Raw genomic sequence first — 18,515 nt, 5'->3', positions numbered from 1 at the left:
AATGCCCCACGTGAACAGCGAGAGAGGGGCAGCCCTCATCGGCGTCCTTTCCGCCGGTGCGGCACTCGGAACAGCAGAACTCGTCGCCGCGGCGACGGGCCCGAACTCGTCACCGATCACCTCCGTGGGCGGTGCGGCGATCGATCTCGCACCGGTGTGGCTGAAGGATTTCGCGATCAGCACTTTCGGCGACTACGACAAGCCGGTCCTGCTCGGCGGAATCCTGGTCGTGCTGGTGGTCTTCGCCGCGGTCGCCGGTGTCGTCGCCGCACGCCGGTTCGCGGCCGGCGCGGTGATGATCGGCCTGATCGGTGCGATCGGCGCGCTCGCGGCGGTGAGCAGGCCCGACGGGTCGCCGCTGGACGCCCTGCCCTCGCTCGCCGCGATCCTCGCCGGAGCGGCAGCGCTGCACCTGCTGCTCACCAGGCGCCCGGCCGCCGACGGTCCGGGCCGCAGGACGTTCCTGGTCACCGGGCTCGGGACGGCGGCCTACGCCGTGCTCGGCGGTACGGTCGGCAGAATTCTCCAGCAGCGTTCCGCCGATATCGCACAATCCCGTTCCGCCATTCGACTGCCCGCACCCGTGAGCCCGGCGGCGGCCCGTCCGTCAGGGCACGATTTCGCCATTCCAGGCCTCACCTCGTTCGAAACCCCCAACCGGGATTTTTACCGGGTCGACACCGCCCTGGTGATTCCTGAGCTGACCGCCGAGGAATGGCGGCTGCGGATTCACGGGATGGTGGACCGGCCGGTCGAGCTGAGCTTCGCCGACCTCATGGCGAAGCCGCTCATCGAGCGCGACATCACACTGTGCTGCGTCTCCAACGAGGTCGGCGGACCGTACACGAGCACCGCGAGGTGGCTCGGCTTCCCGCTGGCCCAACTGCTCCGCGAGGCCGGGGTGCGGGCGGGAGCCGACCAGCTCGTCGGCACCGACCACGCCGGGATGACCATCGGCACCCCCCTCGACGTGGTGATGGACGGCCGCGAAGCACTGCTCGCGATCGGCATGAACGGCGAGCCCCTCTTGCCCGCCAACGGTTTCCCGGTCCGTCAGCTCGTTCCGGGGCTCTACGGCTACACCTCGGCCACCAAGTGGTTGGTCGATCTCGAACTCACCACGTTCGACAAGTACGACGCGTACTGGACGGAACGCGGCTGGGACCCGATCGGGACGGTGCTCACCGCATCGCGGATCGACGTGCCCAAGCCGTTCGCGCAGGTCCCCGCGGGCCCGGTGACAGTGGCCGGAGTCGCGTGGGCGCAGCACCGCGGCATCAGCGCCGTGCAGTTCCGGATCGACGGCGGGGAATGGCGTCCCGCCCAGATCAGCACCGAGGTCAGCCCGGACACCTGGCGCCAGTGGCGCGCCACGGTCCAGCTCGACAAGGGCTTGCACCGCTTCGAGGTCCGCGCGGCCGACGGTCGCGGGGACTGGCAACCCGAAGAACGAACCAGGCCGTTTCCCCGTGGTGCCACCGGATGGCACTCCGTCGCGGTCACGGTCACCTGATGAAGGAGAGAACCGATCATGCAGTTCAAGCGCACCGCCATGCTCGCCGCCGTCGCCGTCTCGGCTCTGGGCCTGACCGCCTGTTCGGACGGGACCGACACCCCGGCGGCACAGTCCCCTGCCCCGGCGCCGATGACCACCTCCTCGCCCGCGATGACCTCGGGCGAGTTCGGCTCGGCCTGCTCGTCGGTGCCCAAGGACGGGCCCGGCAGCTTCGCGGGCATGGCCAAGGACCCGGTGGCCACGGCGGCGAGCAACAACCCCGCACTGTCCACTTTGGTCACCGCGGTGAAGAAGGCGGGCCTGGTCGACACGCTGAACACCGCGAAGGACATCACCGTGTTCGCGCCCGCCGACCCGGCCTTCGCCAAGATCCCCAAGGCGGACCTGGACAAGGTGCTCGCCGACAACGCGACCCTCACCAAGGTCCTGACCTACCACGTGGTCCCGAAGCGGCTCACCACCGCCGACCTGGCGTCCGGCAACTTCGAGACGCTGCAGAAGGGCATGGTGAAGACCTCGGGTTCCGGGACCTCCTTCAAGGTCAACGACGCGAGCGTCATCTGCGGCAACGTGCAGACGGCCAACGCGACCGTCTACATCATCGACACCGTGCTGATGCCCAGCTGACCGATGGCTGCCTAGCTGATGACAACAGTGACCGACGCGCCCTCGCCGTTGGTGGGAATCTTCGTCCTGCCCGGCGAGGACGCGCGGTACTGCCACTCCTTCTCGGTCTGCAGGTGCAGCCGGACGTGCGGGTCCTTCACCAGGGGCGCGCCTTCGCCCGGCGGCACCGAGATCACGTCACCGACCTTCACCGCGATCTCGCCGGTCCGTCCTTTCTCGACGGTCACCGCGGGCGGCTTCTCCTGTGACGACGACGGCGGCGAAGGCTCGCTGGGCTGCGCGTTCGCCCCGCAGCCGCTGAGGACGAGGACCATCGCGCCGATGAGCAACCGTGTTGTTCTCATGTGGGGTAGACGGGCGCGACCTGCTCACCAGTTGCTCAGCGACTCGCGGAAGATTTCACAGATATCGTCCCCGGTCACCTGGCGCGGAGCCACGTTGAGCAGCCGTTGCTGCTTGAGCGTGCCGTCGACCAGCGCAGGGATGTCCGTCTCCGAGTAGCCCACCGCGCCGATCCCGTTGGGGATTCCGATGTCGCGCATGAGGGCGGTGAGCACCGCGGGCAGCTTCTCCCGCGGGTTCGGCTCCGCGTCGGCGGTCGCCGCGTCCAGCAGCCGCGCCGCGTGCACGTGCCGCTCTGGATCAGTGGGAAAGGTGAACCTGAAAGCGGCGGGCGCGGTCAGCGACACCGACTGCCCGTGCGGCACCATCGGCTCGTCCTGCGGGTACCCGACTGGCCGGTAGTCACGCACCCGTCCGGCGATCGGATAGGCGCACGCGTGCGGGATGTGCACACCCGCGTTGCCGAAGCCCATTCCCGCCATGGTCGCCGCGAGCATCATGTCGGTGCGCGCCCTGAGATCGTTGCCGTTGAGCACCGCGCGCCGAAAAGCCTTGCTCAGCAACACGAGCGTCTTCTCTGTCCAGGTGTCGGAAATGGGGTTCGAGCCGCAGTAGGGCACCCGCTCCTCCGGCTTCTTCCTGGCGAACGTGTCGTACGGCCGCGCGGTGTAGGACTCCAGCGCGTGGCAGAGCACGTCCATCCCCGATGCCGCGGTGACCTCGGGCGGCATGCTCAGCGTCGCCAGCGGGTCGACCACGGCGAGCGTGGGGCGCAGCCGCGGATGACTGATCCCGGCCTTCACGTGCAGGCTCAGCAGGTCGAGCACGCACACGGGGGTGCTCTCCGCGCCGGTGCCCGCCGTGGTCGGCACCGCGATCAGCGGCTTGAGCGGCCCGGGTGGCGCCATCCCCTTGCCGATCGGCTTGTTCACGTAGTCGAGCACGTCGCCGGGGTGGCTGGTCATCAGGTTCATCGCCTTGGCGGTGTCGATCGCCGATCCCCCGCCGACAGCGACGAAAGCCTGCCAGTCCTCTTGCGCGGCAAAGGAAACCGCCGCTTCGAAGCTCACATCGGTCGGCTCGACCCGCACTCCGTCGTAGACCGCGACCCGCACTCCGGCAGCCTCGACCGCGGCGGCCACCCGCGCGGGGAAGCCCGTGGCGGCGACCCCGGCGTCGGTGACCACGAGCGCGGACCGCACGCCCAGCTGCTTCAGCTCGAACCCGATCTCCTCGGCGGCCCCGGCCCCGAACTTCAGCGGCGGAGCACCCCACGTGAACACGCTCTCCGTAACCACACGACCACCCTACTCACGCCGTTCCACCGGTCGGTTGATGTCGCGGCGCCCGAGCGGTCCGAGGATCGAGGCATGAACACGCTCCACTGGCTGCTGGCCCCGACCGTCGCCATGACCTCGGCAGTCGCCCCACCGGTCGAGCACGAAACCGGGCAAGGCGTCCCGCACATCGTCGCGAGCGACCACGCGGGCCTCGGCCGCGGCATCGGCTACGCCCAGGCGCGCGACCACCTCTGCGCGCTCGGCCAGATCTTCTTGTCCGCCGGGGGAGAGCTGGCCAAGCACTTCGGCGAGGAACGGACGGCGGGCACACCTCCGCAGGGCAACGTCGCCTCCGACGTGTACACCCGTGACCTCATCGACCGCCGCGTCGTCGAGCGGATCGTGGCGCAGCCCGCGCCGGTGGGCCCCTCCGACGACGTCCGCGCCCTGACGCGCGGGTACGCCGAGGGCTACAACCGCTATCTCACCGAAGACCTGCTTGCAGGGTCGAGCATCAGCACAGTGAACAGCTCCGCGGCGCCTTCCTGCCGTGGCGCCAAGTGGCTCGCGCCGATCACCGAGATGGACGTCCACCGCCTCAAGTACGTCAGTGCCCAGGACGGCGCGGTGCGCGCGCTCGGCGGCATCGTCACGGCGACACCGCCCAGTCGCCCACAGGCTCCTCCGACTCCCTACACTCCGCCGATCTCCCGTGGTAGCAACGCGATCGCCGCGGGGAAGGTGTTCTTGGGCAATCCCCATGTGCCCTGGCGCGGCATCGCCTCCTTCTGGCAGGCGCGGCTGACGATCCCGGGGAAGCTCGACGTGGACGGCGCACACCTCCTGGGCACGCCCGAGACCGTTGCGGGGTACACGCGCAGAACCGCTTGGACCGCGACCATCGCAACCTCGTTGAGCTACTCGCTGGCCGAGGTGAAGCTCGTGCCCGGCGATCCGACCGCGTACACAGTGGACGGTCGGGTCGAGCGGATGACCGAGCACAAGATCACCGTCGACGTGCGCGGCGGCAAGCCGGAGACCCGGTCCCTCTGGTCCACCCGCTTCGGCCCGGTCATCAACTCGATGGTCGTCAGCCCGTGGCTCGGCAACCGCGCGTCCGAACGCCTCGACTGGACCGCGGAGCGCGCCTTCGTCCTGATCGACGCGAACGCGAACTCCTTGCGCGGCCCCAACTCCATCGTGAAGTTCCCCGAGGCGGACTCCGTTGAGGGCGTGCGGAACGCGCTCCTCCGCGAGGGCGGGATGTCCTACGCGAACGTGCTGGCGAGCGACCGCCACGGCGAGGGGCTGTTCGCCAACGTACAGGCGGTCCCGCACATCACCGACGCCCACGCCCGCCGCTGCAACACCGCCAAGGGACGGGAGCTGTTCGACCGCGCCGGACTGCCCGTGCTGGACGGCTCCCGCGCGGACTGCGCCCCGGGCACCGACCGGGATTCCCTTGTGCCAGGCACATTCGGCGCGCACCGCATGCCGAACCTGATAAGCAGGGACCAGCTGTCGAACTCCAACGACTCACACTGGCTGACCAGTGCCGCACAGCCGCTCACCGGGTTCCCCCGCGTCTTCGGCACCGAAGGCACCGCGCGCTCGCCGCGCACCCGGTTCGGGCTGCAGGAGCGCATCACGAGCCTGCGCGACGCACAGGAGATGGTGCTGTCCAACCGTTCCTTCATGGGCGAGCTGGCCGGTGACGACGTGCTGCGGATGTGCAAGTCCATGCCACAGCACAAGAACGCCTGTGACGCGCTGGCGAAGTGGGACCGCCGCAACGACCTCGACAGCCGCGGCGCGCTCCTGTTCGACAAGTTCTGGCAGCAGATCGGCGACATCCCTTGGCTGGTCCCGTTCAACCCCGCCGATCCGGTGCGCACCCCGCGATCACTGGACATCGACGACCCGCGCGTGCGCGCCGCGTTCACCAAGGCCGTGAACGAACTCGGCCACGCACCCGACGCGCCCCTTCGCGATCACCAGTTCGCCTTGGACGGCAGGGGAAAGCGAATCCCGGTGCACGGCGGGGCCAACGCGCTCGGCGTCTACAACCTCATCGAGACCAGCCAGGGCCGGGCGGTCGGCGGCACCAGCTTCCTGTTCGCCGTGCGGTTCACCGGGAACGCCTGCCCCGAGGCGCGGACGATCCTGGCGAACTCGCAGTCCAGCGACCCCGCGTCACCGCACTTCGCCGACCAGACCGAACTGTTCGCGGCCAAGCGGTGGCTGCCCGGCAGGCTCTGCCGCGGCTGACCACTCGATCACGCTATTGACCGGGAGTACACGAGCGGTGACGATCCGAAGTAACCCCTGTTCAACCCAGGTTACGAGGACCCCATGGCCGTGTCTGCCCTGCTCCGCCGCGTGTTCGTCCTCCTCATCGCCACGACCACGACCGCTCTCGCCGCCCCGGTGCCCGCCGGGGCGGCCGGGGCGGCCGGGGCGTTCCAGAAGTACGTGGCGCTCGGCGACTCCTTCACCGCCGGGCCGTTCATCCCGGGGCAGCGGATGGATCCGATCGGGTGCCTGCGCTCCGACCGCAACTACCCGTCACTGCTGGCGAAGCAGCTCGCACCGGCCAAGTTCGCCGACGTCAGCTGCAGCGGCGCGGTCATCGACGACATGACCGCCCCGCAGAAGGTGCTGCTCGGCGAGAACCCGCCCCAGCTGGGCTCGCTCACGCCGGACACGGACCTGGTGACGGTCAGCGTCAGCGGCAACGACGTCGGCTTCGTGCCGGTGCTCGCCACCTGCGCGCTGGCCAGCGTCCGCGACCCGTTCGGCCACCCCTGCAAGGACGAGCACACCGTCGGCGGCACCGACAAGCTGGTGCAGCGGATCGAGCAGACCGCGCCGAGGATGGGCGCGCTGCTGGCCACGATCAAGCAGAAGGCGCCCAAGGCGAAGGTGCTGGTGGTCGGCTACCTGCGGCTGCTGCCCCCGGTGAACGGCTGCTGGCCGCTGGTCCCCATCGCCCGCGGCGACGTGGCCTACCTGGACGGGCTGCAGCAGCGGCTGAACGGAATGTTGGCGGCCCAGGCAACCTCGGCCGGGGTCGGTTACGTCGACACCTATGCCCCCAGCATCGGCCGCGACGTCTGCCAGCTGCCGGGGACGAAATGGGTGGAGGGACTCGTCCCGACCGCGCCCGCCGCGCCGGTCCACCCCAACGCCGCGGGAATGACCGCCGTGGCCGCTCTGGTGGGGAAAGCCCTGACCAGCATTTCGAGCTGACCCCAAAACGATCTATCTTCTCCCAACCTGGACCGTGTGCGCTCCGCAACCGGCCCGGTCGGGTGTCGCTCGATCCGGTAAATACCCGGGGGTATCCGCCTTATGGGCAGCACTTGCCGGTAAATCAGTCACCTATGCGAGCACTTCGTCTGTTGTCCTGCGCTGCCCTTTCCGGCGCCGCGCTCCTCGCTTCCGTCACGACCGCGTCGGCCACCCCCGCCCCGGTCGAGCTCGTCGCACCCTCGGCGCTGACGCTGACCGTCACCCACGACGGCATCACCTCCGAGGCCCCGAAGGTCGCGCTGCTGAACTGCAGCCTCCCCGCGGTGAGCACCCACCCGAAGACCGCCGACGCCTGCCGTGACCTGCAGCTGGCCCAGGGCGACTTCGCCAAGCTCAACCCGAGCGGCCGCCGCGCGGCCTGCACCATGGAGTACGACCCGTTCGAGGTCACCGCGACCGGCACCTGGCGCGGCAAGCCCGTGACGCACAAGGCGACCTACGCCAACCCGTGCGTGCTGGCCGCTTCGACCGGCGCCGTCTACCGCTTCTGATCCCACCCGTCCCTACGTCCCCGCTGTAGCTCACGAAAGGGAGCGAGATCCCGCTTCGGCGTCGCGTGCCGCACCCACCACGCGTCCGCCGGAAAGGGATTCGCTCCCTTTCGCGCGTCCTGGGCCGGAAACTGGTCGGGGCGCCCGGTGGTCCCGGGCGCCCCGCTACTTCAGAACAACATTCACAGCTGAGCTACTCATCCGTATTTCCTGTGGATCAGCTGAGAGAACCGCCGCTGCTCAGCCGCCGAGGTGGGCGGCCAGTCCCTGCTGGGGGTCCCCCGCGTCGTCGCCGAAGGCCCAGACCTTCGTCGTTCCCGGCACCGCCGCCACGCCCATCAGCAGCGCGTGCGCGGGCAGCCCGGCCTTCACCTCGGCCCACGCGGAACCGTTCCACTTCAACGCCAGCGGCGCCGCGCTGGAGGTGTACCCCGACGCGTAGACCCCGCCCTTGCCGTCCGCGGCGGCGCCGTAGAGCAGGCCCTGCTTGGCGGGAACGGGCACGACCGACCACTTCGCGCCGTCCCACCGCTGCACGTGCGGGGCGAGGGCGAGCGGGTTGCCGCCCTCCGGGTCGACGAAGCCGACCGCCCACACGTCCTTGCCGCTGAGCACCACCTTGGTGAACTTCGCCTCGGGCGCGCCTGTCGCCGCGACGGCCACCTCGGCCCACTTCGCACCGTCCCAGCGCAGCGCGAGGGGCCGGACCCCGGCGCTGGTGCCCGCGTAGCCGACCGCCCACGCCTCGGTGGCGCTGCGCGCGGCGACACTGCGCAAGCAGGCGAAGTTCGCGTTGGCGGGCTTGGGCACCGCCACAGCGCTCCACGCCTTGCCGTTCCACCGGTTGAGCAACGGCGCCCCGGCGGTGAAGTCGTCGGTCTGCGCGCAGCCCGCGGCCCAGGCGTCGTTCTCCGACAGCACGGAGATCGAGCTCAGCTCCGGGTCGGCGCCCGCGGGCAGCCCGCCCGGCGTCGGCGAGGGCAGCTCGACCCACTTGGCGCCGTCCCAGCGGGCGGCCAGGCTCGCCTTGTCCGACTTCAGCCCGACCGCGAGCGCGCTCTTGTCCCCCGTGGCGGCGACGGCGCTCAGCGTGAGCCCCTTCGGCGTCGGGGTGCGCTGCCAGCTCTTGCCGTCCCAGCGCAGCGCGACGGTGCCCGCCCACATGCCGTCGAGGTGGTACCCGACCGCCCAGCCGGAGTTCGCGCTGAGCATCGAGCCGCCGTTGAGCACGTAGCCCGGCGTGAGCTTGGGGGTCGCGGTGACGGTCCACCCCGGCGCTGCCGCCGAGGCGCTGCCGAAGCCGGTGAACACGACAGCGGTCGCCAGCACCGCGGCCGCGCGCAATCTGATCCTCATGCCGCGGAACCATCCTCGGGCGCGACATACGCTGGATACAAAGCATTCACAAGTCTGGGCATTCCACCGCCGGCAAGGTCCGTGACCAGGCACTTCCGGGTCCCGAAGTCGTAAGTAGGGTCGACGTCCGACTTCCGCACTGGACCGAACGGGTGTCTTCGGTGACCCGCGTGGGCGCTCGCGAGCCCCTCCCACCCCTATTCAGTTTAAAACATAAAACATCTGGACCCACTTCATCAGTTAATTGTTTGTGCAATTCCCGTCGAACGGCCGTGGTTAGCCAGGACACCGGCTCCTACCGTGGTATTTCTCATGCCCCTGCACATGAGCAAAAGGTGAGATCATGAAGCTGAATCGGTTGTTCGCTGTCCTCGGTGCCTCCGCCGCGGTGTTCGCGCTCGCCCCGGCCGGCCAGGCCGCGCCGAGCCCCGACGTGGTGGAGCGGGCCCAGGCGCCGAGCTCCGAGGTCGACGCGTACTGGACGCCGGAGCGCATCGCCGACGCACTGGCCAACCCCATGCCGATGCCCACCCCGGACGGCGCGCCCGCCGCGCCGGAGGCCGGTGAGCGGGCGCTGATCCAGAAGGTGCCCGGCCCCTACACCACGGACAAGCTGCGCAGCATGGGCCGACTGCTGTTCACCACCGGCGGCCGCAACTCCAGCTGCTCGGCGACCTCGGTCGAGGCCGCCAACAAGAACCTCGTGTGGACCGCGGCGCACTGCGTGCACTACGGCGGCGTGGCCGCGCAGAACGTGACGTTCCTGCCCGCCTTCCTCAACAACCAGAAGCCCTACGGCACCTGGCCGGCGAAGAAGACCTTCATCCCGCAGGGCTGGATCTCCGGCGGTGGCCGCGACTTCTCGCTCGACTACGCGGCCTTCACCGTGGAGTCGCAGGGCGGCAAGACGCTCACCGACACCGTCGGCGCCAAGGGCGTGGTGTTCGAGGACAAGAAGAACCAGAACACCGACATGTACGGCTACCCGGCCGAGTCGCCCTACACCGGCCAGGAGATGTACACCTGCAGCGGGATCGCCGCGACGGTGCAGGTCTTCGACGCGAAGATCGCCTGCAACGGCATCGGCGGCCAGAGCGGTGGCGCGTGGCTGAACGCGCAGGACAAGGTGTGGGCGGTCAACAGCCGCTCCGACCGGCGCACGGTCACCTACGGCACCCTGTTCGACGCCAAGGCCAAGCAGCTCTACCAGCAGGCCGGCGCCTGACACCTCGGGCGGGGCGGTCGTGAAGACACCCCTCCGCCGACGGTGGTCGTGAACGCGGAAAGGCCCGGCCGGTGCTCCGGCCGGGCCTTTCGGCGTCAGTGCTCAGGCGTCGGCGAGCAGCCGGTTCACCACGCGGGCCATGCCCTCGCGGACCTCGTCCGCGTCGGGGACCTCGATGTCGGTGATCTCCAGCTCCTCGTCACCGTCCTCTTCGGACTCCTCCGACTCCTCGTCGTCCTCTTCGGACTCCTCGGCCTCGTCGGTTTCGTCCTCGTCCTCGTCCTCTTCCTCGTGCGCCTCACGCAGCTCGGCGATGTCGGCGAGGATGTCCGCGGGCTCCAACGCGGGCAGCAGCGGTTCGACCGCGGCCAGCACGTCGTCCTCCTCGACCGCGACGGCCTCCGCGAGCGCGATGGCGTGGTCGCGCTCGTACGGCCCGCAGGTGAACGAGTCCCACGCGTCGTCGAGGGACTGGAACACGACGACCCAGGGCAGGTCCTCGATTGGGGAGCCGTCCTCCGGCTCGCTGATGATCACGCCGCCCATGCTGGCTCCTCCTCGGTGCGTACCGTTCAGGGCAATGTCTACCGCCCCTGCTCGCGGCCCCGACGGCGACCCCTCGTAGTTCACCGGGCCGTCGCCCCGCCGTCGCCGTGCTGTCAGGTCCGGAAATGCTCGCCCGAGGAATTCCGGACGGCCTGGTTCGAGGTTTTCGACTTGGCCCGAAAGCGAGCAACCCGGCCGCGTACCGGGCGTCTGTGGAGATACCGGCGGAGCCCGGTCACGATCGAGTTGGGGACTTTGGTGCGGAAAAGAATAATTCTCCGAATGGGTGGATTGGCCGTGGTCGCGGCCGTGGCGACGGCGTGCGGAGGTTCGGAGACACCGCAGTCCAATCCCGAGCTCGCCCCGCGCGGAACCACGATGACGACGGCGAAGGTGACCCGTCAGAGCCTCACCAACAAGGTGAGCCTCACCGGCAAGGTCACGATGAACCCGGTCTTCGGATTGACCACTCCGGTCAACGGCGAGGTGCGCTACCTCGAATTCGAACCGCCCAAGGGCACCCCGACCAAGGCGACCAAGGTCGCGGAGATCTACTCGGGCAAGCGGGTGGCGAGCACCATCAGCGTTCCGGCCAAGGCCACCTTCGCGGGCCGGCTGGTCGAGGACCGCGCCTCGGTCACCGCGGGCATGCCGGTGGTCTCCGCGCGCTACGCCGGCTACGGCATCGTCGCCGACATCGACGGCGACCAGGCGTACAAGATGTCCGGCTCGCTCAGCTCGGTCGAGGCCCAGATCACCAACGGCCCCGGGCCGTTCCCGTGCTCGGTGCTGGGCACCATCGCGGCGATGCCGGCGGGCAGCATCCCCGATCCGGAGCCCAATCCCTCCGAACAGGACAAGAACAAGCCGCCGACGCCGCCGAGCGGGACCAAGCCCGGCCCCGGCCAGGGCGGCAAGCCCGGCCAGACGGGGCCCACCCCGTCCGAGCCGACCGGGCTGCGCCTGGTCTGCACGGCGCCGGCCGACGTCAAGATGATCAACGGCAGCTCGGCCACCGTCGAGGTCGTCACCGACCGCTCCACCAACGCCCTGGTGCTGCCGGTCGAGGCGGTCGCGGGCACCTCCGGCCGCGGCAAGGTGGACGTGCTGGGCGCCGGCGGCACCCGCAAGACCGTCGACGTGGAGCTGGGGCTCACCGACGGCAAGGTGGTGGAGATCAAGTCCGGTCTCACCGGCGACGAGACGGTCGCCGTCCCCGGCCCGAACCTGCCCGCGGGTTCCGGCGGCAAGAACGGCGGCTCCGGCGGCTCCTTCCCGGGGTCCCGATGAGCCCGCTCATCCAGCTGACCGGGATCACCAAGACGCTCAAGGGCCAGGAGGAACCGCGGCAGATCCTCGCCGGGGTGGACCTGACCGTCCACCCCGGTGACAGCGTCGCGATCCTCGGCCGCTCCGGTTCCGGCAAGTCGACCCTGCTGAGCCTGCTCGGCCTGTTCGACCGCGCGGACGGCGGGCAGTACCTGCTCAACGGCAACGACATCACCTCGCTGCCGGAGCGCAAGGCCGCGGTGCTGCGCAGTGCCGAGTTCGGTTTCGTCTTCCAGCGCTTCTTCCTGCTCAAGCACCTCACCGCGGCGCAGAACGTGGCGATGGCGCTGGTCAACGGCCAGGGCTGGCTGCCAGCGCGCAAGCGCAAGGCGAAGGTGATGGCGGCGCTGGAGAAGGTCGGCATCGCCCACCTCGCCAAGAACAAGCCGACCCGGCTCTCCGGCGGTGAGCAGCAGCGGGTGGCCATCGCGCGGGCGCTGGTGCGCGAACCCAAGGTGCTGCTGGCCGACGAGCCGACCGGCGCGCTGGACACCGAGACCGCCGAGCTGGTCATCGACGTGCTGCTGTCGGCGACCTACACCGGCTGCGGGCTGATCCTGGTCACCCACGACCGGCAGCACGCGGACCGGATGGCGCGGGTGATGCGGCTGACCGACGGCCGGCTCTCACGGGCGAACGAGAGGGTGTTGACGTGATCCGGATGTCCGGCAAGTTCCGGTCCTCCCTGATCATCGGCGGCCAGGGCATCCGTGCCCGCAAACTGCGCACGCTGCTGTCCATGATGAGCCTGTTCCTCGGCGTGCTCGCGGTGATCGCGGTGCAGGCGGGCGGCCAGGTGGCCGAGAAGGCGATGCTCGCCGACATCGAGCTGATGCGGGGTGTCGACGGCACCGAGTCGCTCTACCTGCCCCAGCACGAGAAGACAACCGAGATCGTCCGGGAGACGCTGCAGGGCAAGAAGGGCGTCTCGGCCCACGGCCAGACCCAGATCACGATCGGGGAGCCGAACACCACCCCGCTCAACCCCGGCGGCAGTTCCTTCGATCCGCGGTACAGCAGCTACGGCGGCGGCCGCTACACGACGGTCTGCGACGCCAGCGGCATGTGCTACAGCCAGCCGGTCGACGAGAAGCAGCCGCCGAAGGGCGCCGCGATCGAGCTGCGGACCACGATGATGGTCGGCGACATCCGGCAGTTCCGGCCGTTCCGCCTGGTTTCCGGGCAGTGGCTGGACTTCGACTCCGCTCCGTCGATGTCCCCGCAGGTCGTGATCAACACCGCGGCCGCGGAAGGCTTCAAGAACAACAAGATCCCGGCGGAGCTGCACGTGCAGGGCGGCTCGAAGAACGCGACCCCGAGGATCGTCGGCGTCGTCGACGACGGTCAGGGCACGTACTCGGCCACCGCGTACATGCGCGCGGACGAACTGCAGAACTGGGCGCCCGTCGAGGCGAAGCCCCCGGCCGCCAGTGGCGCCGCCAAGGGCTCGATGCCCGGCGCCGTCCGCGGCGGGGGCAGCGGCGGCGGTCTCTCGTCGGTCTTCCTCGCACCGGGTTCGGAGGGCATCAAGCAGACCCTGAAGGCCCGGCTGGCCGCGGCGGGCGCCGAGGTCGCGGGGATGAACAGCCAGCGGGCCGACCCCAGGAAGCAGATGGAGTCGATGCTCAACGTGATGAAGATGATCTTCCTGGGCATGGCGTCGCTGGTGCTGCTGATCGGCGTCGCGGGCATCCTCAACGTCGGCCTCGCCACGGTCGGCGAACGCGTGGAGGAGTTCGCCCTGCGCCGCGCGGTCGGCACCTCGCGGATGCTGCTCACCTTCATCGTGCTCGCGGAGACATTGCTGACCGGTCTGCTCACCGCCCTGGCGGCGATCGGCGCCGGTGTGCTCGGCTTCGAGGTGGCGGCGATGATGCTCAGCGGCAAGCTGCCCGCACTGGCCGAGATGTCCTTCCCCTGGCAGGCGGGCATAGCGGGGGTGATCGCCGGTCTGGTCGCGGGCCTGCTCGGCGGCCTCATCCCGGCGATCCGCGCCGCGCGCATCCCGATCTCCACCGTGATGCGCGCCTGATCCCTCCACCGAACACGAACGGACCCCGTTGCGGCGCAACGGGGTCCGTTCGTCTCAGCCCACCAGGGCGGCGAGCTTCGGCACGATGTCCACCGGCAGCGGGCGCGTGGCGTTCTCCGCGCGAAGTCGCTCACACGCCGCTCGAATCTCCTTGTCCTCCAAGAGCTTCGTCAGGTGCGAAGCGTCCACTTCGGACTCCTCGATCCACAGGCCGATGCCCGAGGAGCGCACCATCGCGGCGTTGTCGAACTGGTCGGCGCCGTGCGGCAGCACCAACTGCGGCACCCCGGCGGTCAACGAGGTGAAGGTGCTGCCGGAGCCGCCGTGGTGCACCACCGCATCGCAGTTCTCCAGCAGCGAGTTCAACGGGATCCACCCCGAGACGCGCACGTTCTCCGGCAGCTCGCCGAGGTCGGAGAGGTCGTTGTCGCCGAGCGCGAAGACGAACTCCGCGTCCATTTCCCTTGCGGCGTCGACGATCTGGCGCAGCGCGCCGACGCCGGAGAGCTTGCCGACGACCGTGCCGAGGGTGACGCAGACGCGTGGCCGCTCCCGCTCGGCGAGCAGCCACGCGGGCAGCTCCCCGCCCGCGTTGTAGGCGATGTACCGCATGGGCCAGCCGATCTGCGGCGCGCCGAGCCCTTCGGTGGCGACGTTGATGATCGCGGCGGCCTCGGTGGGCCTGGTGACGCCGTGCCGGTCGTAGGCGGCGGTGTGCTTGGCGTACATCGCCACCTCACCGATGCCCCGGGCGGCGCCGAAGTTGTGCTGCACGGCGGGAATCCCGAGCTTCGCGGCGACGAACGGGCCCGCGGAGTCCATCTGCTCGAAGACCACCACGTCCGGCCGCCAGCCCTGGGCCGCGACGAGCATGTCCTCGCTGAGCCGGTCCCCGAGGGCGGCGAACCGCGCCGCGACCAGGTCCATGGCCTTGGCCGGGTCCTCCTTGAACAGCTTCCGCAGCCCGCCCCAGTCGGTGAACCTGCTGTCCTTCGCGGTCTCCTGGAAGAACTGGAACACGTCCAGTCCCGGTGCCGCGTCCACCACCGGCAACCCCGCCTGCGCCGACCGCTGCACCCCGTCGCCGGTGGTGGCGATCAGCGCGTCGTGCCCGGCCGCCCGCACCGCCCACGCCAGCGGGATCATCGGGAACAGGTGCCCCAACCCCGGTGACGACGTGAACAAAACCCGCACGCTTTCCTCCCTCAGCTAGCCCACCACCATCCAACCAAGCCCAAAGACTCTCAGCAAATAAGATATTCAATCCAAGAACCGAGCAGGTACACCGCGCCGCGGTTGACTCGGAGGAACCCCGCTGGATCAGCACACAACGCACCGTGGGGGGCTTGGGGGGCTCGGCCCCCAAGATGACGAGGACGACAAGGCGAAGCCGCACAGCGGCGAGCAGGGAGAGGTGGAGGACGGCGGCCTGCTCGACCAGCCTGGGGGTTACCGGGAGCAGGCCGCCGTTGGGGAGTTTACGCGGTGGTCACTTGTGGCGTCGCGACACCCAGGACACTTTTGATCAGCCCTACCCGTGCGGTCGCGTTCCAGTAGGACCAATTGGGGCAACAGGGTGATTTTGCCGGTGTCGGCCTGTACGCGGTGCCACCCGCCGCCGATGTCTTGCCAGTGACCGAGCCGGGTTGTCCGAACGTGGTGGTTCGGCAGGCGCCGCGCGATGATCCGGGTCCGCCGTGAACGACCAGCGCTGGTGGGTCGACTGCGGAGATCCGTTCGGCCGGGATCGCTCGGTCACGGTGCTCGTCGAGGAGGACCAGGTGCTGGTGGTCGCTCCGCCCGGCGGGACCGCGGTGCTCTCCGCGCAGCAGACCCATCGCCTACACCGGACGCTCGGCACCGCCAGCGATGCCGCGGCCGAGACCGGGGACCCGAGAGGATGACGCCGATGGAAGACCCGATGCGCCAGGCGGTGCTGATGCGGCTGGCGATGCTGGACCAGGCCGCCGAGAGCGGGGACGCCTCCGCGTTGCTGCCCCTCGCGCGCGCCGAGCTCCAGCGCCTGGCGGAGGGCTGGCGCCTGCTGCTCACCGTGCACCAGCGGGACCAGGACGGCCGCTGCCGCGCGTGCCCCGCGGGCCTGCGCAGGCGCCGCTGGCCCTGCCAGGTGTGGTTGATGGCGCACCGGCACCTGATCGGCGACGGCACCACGCACCGGGAGCGCCGGGCGTCGGTGCGCAACCCGTTCACCCGGCGGCTGCGCGCCGTCGGCGGGATCAGCGATGTCGATGTGATCAGCGAGCAGGACCCGAGGGAGACCAGCGGCGTGGGTGAGGTCGAGCTGATCGGCGTGGTGCGGGACATGCGCCCGGCGGACTCGCTGCGCGCGGAGGAGGACTTCCGCGCTGTGGAGACCGTGGCCGCGGTCGAGGTCACCGGTCCGATCCCGATCCCGGAGACGCCCGCGGAGACCACCACCGAGATCCCCGTCATCCCCGCCGAGCCGTCTTCGGAGGTCAAACCGAAGCACGCCCTCGACGACTGACACCGCGCCCCGGTGTCGGGGCCGGGAGCGCTCCCGTGAGCCGCCCGGAGCACGAAACGGGTCGTAGTGTCCCCCGGCTCCGCGCCGGGATGGGGCAGGATGGCCAGGTCCCCCGGTCTCGTGGCCGGGTCGCGAAGAGCTCACGTGGAGGGACGCGTGCACGACGGCACTGGCCGGATCGTGGTGCAGGACCTGACCAAACGGTTCGGGCCCGTCACCGCGGTGCAAAACCTCAGCTTCACCGTCGAGCCGGGCTCGGTGACCGGGTTCCTCGGTCCGAACGGGGCGGGCAAGACCACCACGTTGCGCATGCTGCTCGGGTTGGTCCGCCCGACCTCGGGCGGCGCCACCATCAACGGAGTGCCGTTCGAGCGGCTGGAGAACCCGGCGACCGTCGTCGGCGCGGTGCTGGAGGCGCAGAGCTTCCACCCGACCCGCTCGGCCCGCGCCCACCTGCGCTGTTTCGCGGCGGCGGCCGGGTTGCCGGACGAGCGGGTGGAGCAGGTGCTGACCCTGGTCGGCCTGGCGACGGCGGCCAACCGGCGCGCGGGCGAGTTCTCCCTCGGCATGCGCCAGCGCCTGGCCCTGGGCACCGCGCTGCTCGGGGACCCGCAGGTGCTGGTGCTGGACGAGCCGGCCAACGGACTGGACCCGGAGGGCATCGCCTGGCTGCGCACGTTCATGCAGTCCTTCGCCCGCAGCGGGCGCACCGTGCTGGTCTCCAGCCACCTGCTGGCCGAGGTGGAGCAGACCGTCGACCAGGTCGTGATCATCAGTGCGGGGCAGACCCGCTACCAGGGCCCGCTGGAGCACCTGCGCAAGTCCCAGCGCAGCCGGGTGCTGGTCCAGCCCGCCGACGCGCGCGCGCTGGTCGACGCCCTGCGCGAAGCCGGGCTGACCGATGTGGAGACGCTGCAGGACGGCAGGCTCGCGGTCACCGGCTCGCACACCAAGCAGGTGGCCGACATCGCGCTGGCCGCCGGGGTGGCGATCTACGGCATGCAGGAGGAGCAGGCCGACCTGGAACGGATGTTCCTCCAGCTCACCACGGGTGTGCCGGAACAGGGACCGGACCAGGGCCAGGCGGGCGGATTCGGGGGCGGTGCGGCGTGAACGGCCTGGTGAAGGCGGAGTTCCGCAAGATCTTCTCCACCAACCTGTGGTGGGGCATGCTCATCCCCGGCGCGTTGATCACGCTGGCCTTCGCCGCGGGCGGGGCGTGGATCGGCTCGCTCGGCGTGGACATCCAGGACATCGACCAGCAGGTGCCGCTGGCGCTGCCGATGTTCGCGAGCGGGATGACCTTCGGCACCCTGTTCGCCGCGCTGGTCGGCGTGATCGGGGTGACCGGCGAGTACCGGCACCGCACCATCACCACCACCTACCTCACCGCGGGTTCGCGCGACTCCGTGCTGGTCGCGAAGCTGATCGCGTACGCCGCGCTCGGCGGGGTCTACGGAGTCGCCGCCGCGGTGTTCGGCTCGATCGGCGCGGTGCTCGGCTCCGGCGGCGAGGGCTTCCCCAGCGCGGTGTCGTGGCTGGCGATCTGCGCCGTCGGCATCGTCTCGTCGGTGCTGTGGGCGCTGTTCGGGGTCGGCCTCGGCGCGCTGGTCGGCAACCAGCTCGGCGCGGTGCTCGGCCTGCTGCTCTACACGCAGCTGGTCGAGGGCGCGCTGTCGGCGCTGCTGCGGGCCCAGGGGGCCGAGGAGGTCCCGCCGTTCCTGCCCTACACGGCGGGCAACGACATGACCATGGACCTGGCGCTGAACCTGTTCTTCGGCGACCTGCCCGGGCGGCTGACCGACTCCCCGCTGGTGGCCCCGCTGCGGCAGGCGCTGACCGAGGGCGCGCCGATCTGGTGGGCCAGCGCGCTGATCTTCCTGGGGTACACGCTCCTCGTGGTCTTCGCCGGGTCCGCGGTGAGCAAGCAGCGCGACATCACCTGAGTGTCAG

General features: G+C 70.2%; 18 protein-coding genes. 13 read left to right on the top strand and 5 right to left on the bottom strand.

The features are described 5' to 3' along the window. Positions 1 to 10 precede the first annotated feature (10 nt). Positions 11 to 1,513, top strand: a complete 1,503-nt coding sequence (locus tag BLT28_RS33130; RefSeq protein ID WP_231950506.1) for a molybdopterin-dependent oxidoreductase — start codon at positions 11 to 13, stop codon at positions 1,511 to 1,513. 18 nt (positions 1,514 to 1,531) lie between these two features. Beyond that, positions 1,532 to 2,143, top strand: a complete 612-nt coding sequence (locus tag BLT28_RS33125) for a fasciclin domain-containing protein (protein WP_030426729.1) — start codon at positions 1,532 to 1,534, stop codon at positions 2,141 to 2,143. Positions 2,144 to 2,154: 11 nt separating this feature from the next. On the opposite strand, the gene BLT28_RS33120 is transcribed toward BLT28_RS33125, so the two are convergent. Both BLT28_RS33120 and BLT28_RS33115 read right to left on the bottom strand, forming a co-directional pair. Further along, positions 2,155 to 2,487 carry a hypothetical protein gene (locus BLT28_RS33120; RefSeq protein ID WP_156050406.1) on the bottom strand — a complete coding sequence of 111 codons (333 nt, stop codon included), beginning with the start codon at positions 2,485 to 2,487 and terminating at the stop codon, positions 2,155 to 2,157. 24 nt (positions 2,488 to 2,511) lie between these two features. Then, complete coding sequence (locus tag BLT28_RS33115) at positions 2,512 to 3,783, bottom strand: hydroxyacid-oxoacid transhydrogenase (protein WP_030426731.1); 1,272 nt, start codon at positions 3,781 to 3,783, stop codon at positions 2,512 to 2,514. 72 nt (positions 3,784 to 3,855) lie between these two features. On the opposite strand from BLT28_RS33115, the gene BLT28_RS33110 reads away from it, so the two are divergent. From BLT28_RS33110 to BLT28_RS41120, 3 genes are all read left to right on the top strand, one after another. Continuing rightward, positions 3,856 to 6,033, top strand: a complete 2,178-nt coding sequence (locus BLT28_RS33110; protein WP_052406748.1) for a penicillin acylase family protein — start codon at positions 3,856 to 3,858, stop codon at positions 6,031 to 6,033. An 84-nt stretch (positions 6,034 to 6,117) separates the two neighbouring features. Continuing rightward, positions 6,118 to 7,014: an SGNH/GDSL hydrolase family protein gene (locus tag BLT28_RS33105; protein WP_052406749.1), complete on the top strand. Its 897-nt coding sequence runs from the start codon at positions 6,118 to 6,120 to the stop codon at positions 7,012 to 7,014. A gap of 134 nt (positions 7,015 to 7,148) precedes the next feature. After that, positions 7,149 to 7,568 carry an SSI family serine proteinase inhibitor gene (locus tag BLT28_RS41120; protein ID WP_063766502.1) on the top strand — a complete coding sequence of 140 codons (420 nt, stop codon included), beginning with the start codon at positions 7,149 to 7,151 and terminating at the stop codon, positions 7,566 to 7,568. A 240-nt stretch (positions 7,569 to 7,808) separates the two neighbouring features. Here the strand turns inward: BLT28_RS41120 and BLT28_RS33095 are convergent, their stop codons facing one another. Further along, entirely contained in the window at positions 7,809 to 8,924 is a 1,116-nt protein-coding gene (locus tag BLT28_RS33095) for a hypothetical protein (protein ID WP_030426735.1), read from the bottom strand. Between the two features lie 343 nt (positions 8,925 to 9,267). Here BLT28_RS33095 and BLT28_RS33090 point away from each other — a divergent pair, with 343 nt between their 5' ends. Next, the gene (locus tag BLT28_RS33090; RefSeq protein WP_052406750.1) at positions 9,268 to 10,149 is read left to right on the top strand and encodes a trypsin-like serine peptidase; all 882 of its coding nucleotides are present in this window, start codon (positions 9,268 to 9,270) and stop codon (positions 10,147 to 10,149) included. Positions 10,150 to 10,251: 102 nt separating this feature from the next. Here the strand turns inward: BLT28_RS33090 and BLT28_RS41115 are convergent, their stop codons facing one another. Continuing rightward, positions 10,252 to 10,695 (bottom strand): hypothetical protein, encoded by a 444-nt coding sequence (locus BLT28_RS41115; RefSeq protein WP_043810068.1) that lies wholly within the window; start codon positions 10,693 to 10,695, stop codon positions 10,252 to 10,254. Positions 10,696 to 10,977: 282 nt separating this feature from the next. Between BLT28_RS41115 and BLT28_RS33080 the strand changes: the two genes are divergently transcribed. Genes BLT28_RS33080 through BLT28_RS33070 form a run of 3 tightly spaced genes read left to right on the top strand, consistent with a single transcriptional unit; the run spans position 10,978 to position 14,056 of the window. Continuing rightward, positions 10,978 to 11,985 carry an efflux RND transporter periplasmic adaptor subunit gene (locus tag BLT28_RS33080; RefSeq protein WP_043810069.1) on the top strand — a complete coding sequence of 336 codons (1,008 nt, stop codon included), beginning with the start codon at positions 10,978 to 10,980 and terminating at the stop codon, positions 11,983 to 11,985. Further along, positions 11,982 to 12,680: an ABC transporter ATP-binding protein gene (locus BLT28_RS33075; RefSeq protein ID WP_030426739.1), complete on the top strand. Its 699-nt coding sequence runs from the start codon at positions 11,982 to 11,984 to the stop codon at positions 12,678 to 12,680. The genes BLT28_RS33080 and BLT28_RS33075 overlap by 4 nt, the downstream gene beginning before the upstream one ends. 5 nt (positions 12,681 to 12,685) lie before the next feature. Beyond that, positions 12,686 to 14,056, top strand: a complete 1,371-nt coding sequence (locus BLT28_RS33070) for an ABC transporter permease (RefSeq protein ID WP_231950920.1) — start codon at positions 12,686 to 12,688, stop codon at positions 14,054 to 14,056. A 54-nt stretch (positions 14,057 to 14,110) separates the two neighbouring features. Here the strand turns inward: BLT28_RS33070 and BLT28_RS33065 are convergent, their stop codons facing one another. Continuing rightward, complete coding sequence (locus tag BLT28_RS33065; protein ID WP_030426741.1) at positions 14,111 to 15,250, bottom strand: glycosyltransferase; 1,140 nt, start codon at positions 15,248 to 15,250, stop codon at positions 14,111 to 14,113. A 503-nt stretch (positions 15,251 to 15,753) separates the two neighbouring features. Here BLT28_RS33065 and BLT28_RS33060 point away from each other — a divergent pair. The 4 genes from BLT28_RS33060 (at position 15,754) to BLT28_RS33045 (ending at position 18,508) form a co-directional block, all read left to right on the top strand. After that, complete coding sequence (locus tag BLT28_RS33060; RefSeq protein ID WP_043810070.1) at positions 15,754 to 15,960, top strand: hypothetical protein; 207 nt, start codon at positions 15,754 to 15,756, stop codon at positions 15,958 to 15,960. Between the two features lie 5 nt (positions 15,961 to 15,965). Further along, positions 15,966 to 16,562, top strand: coding sequence for a hypothetical protein (locus tag BLT28_RS41540; protein WP_197683920.1), 597 nt, complete (start codon positions 15,966 to 15,968; stop codon positions 16,560 to 16,562). A gap of 156 nt (positions 16,563 to 16,718) precedes the next feature. After that, positions 16,719 to 17,675: an ABC transporter ATP-binding protein gene (locus BLT28_RS33050; RefSeq protein WP_052406752.1), complete on the top strand. Its 957-nt coding sequence runs from the start codon at positions 16,719 to 16,721 to the stop codon at positions 17,673 to 17,675. Beyond that, positions 17,672 to 18,508, top strand: coding sequence for an ABC-2 transporter permease (locus BLT28_RS33045; protein WP_030426745.1), 837 nt, complete (start codon positions 17,672 to 17,674; stop codon positions 18,506 to 18,508). Before BLT28_RS33050 ends, BLT28_RS33045 begins: the two co-directional genes overlap by 4 nt. Positions 18,509 to 18,515 lie beyond the last annotated feature (7 nt).

The sequence above is a fragment of the Allokutzneria albata genome (genome assembly GCF_900103775.1).
In the GTDB taxonomy this organism is placed as follows: domain Bacteria; phylum Actinomycetota; class Actinomycetes; order Mycobacteriales; family Pseudonocardiaceae; genus Allokutzneria; species Allokutzneria albata.
The sequence above is the reverse complement of the archived record's forward strand: the minus strand, read 5'-3'. Positions and strand labels throughout refer to the sequence as shown.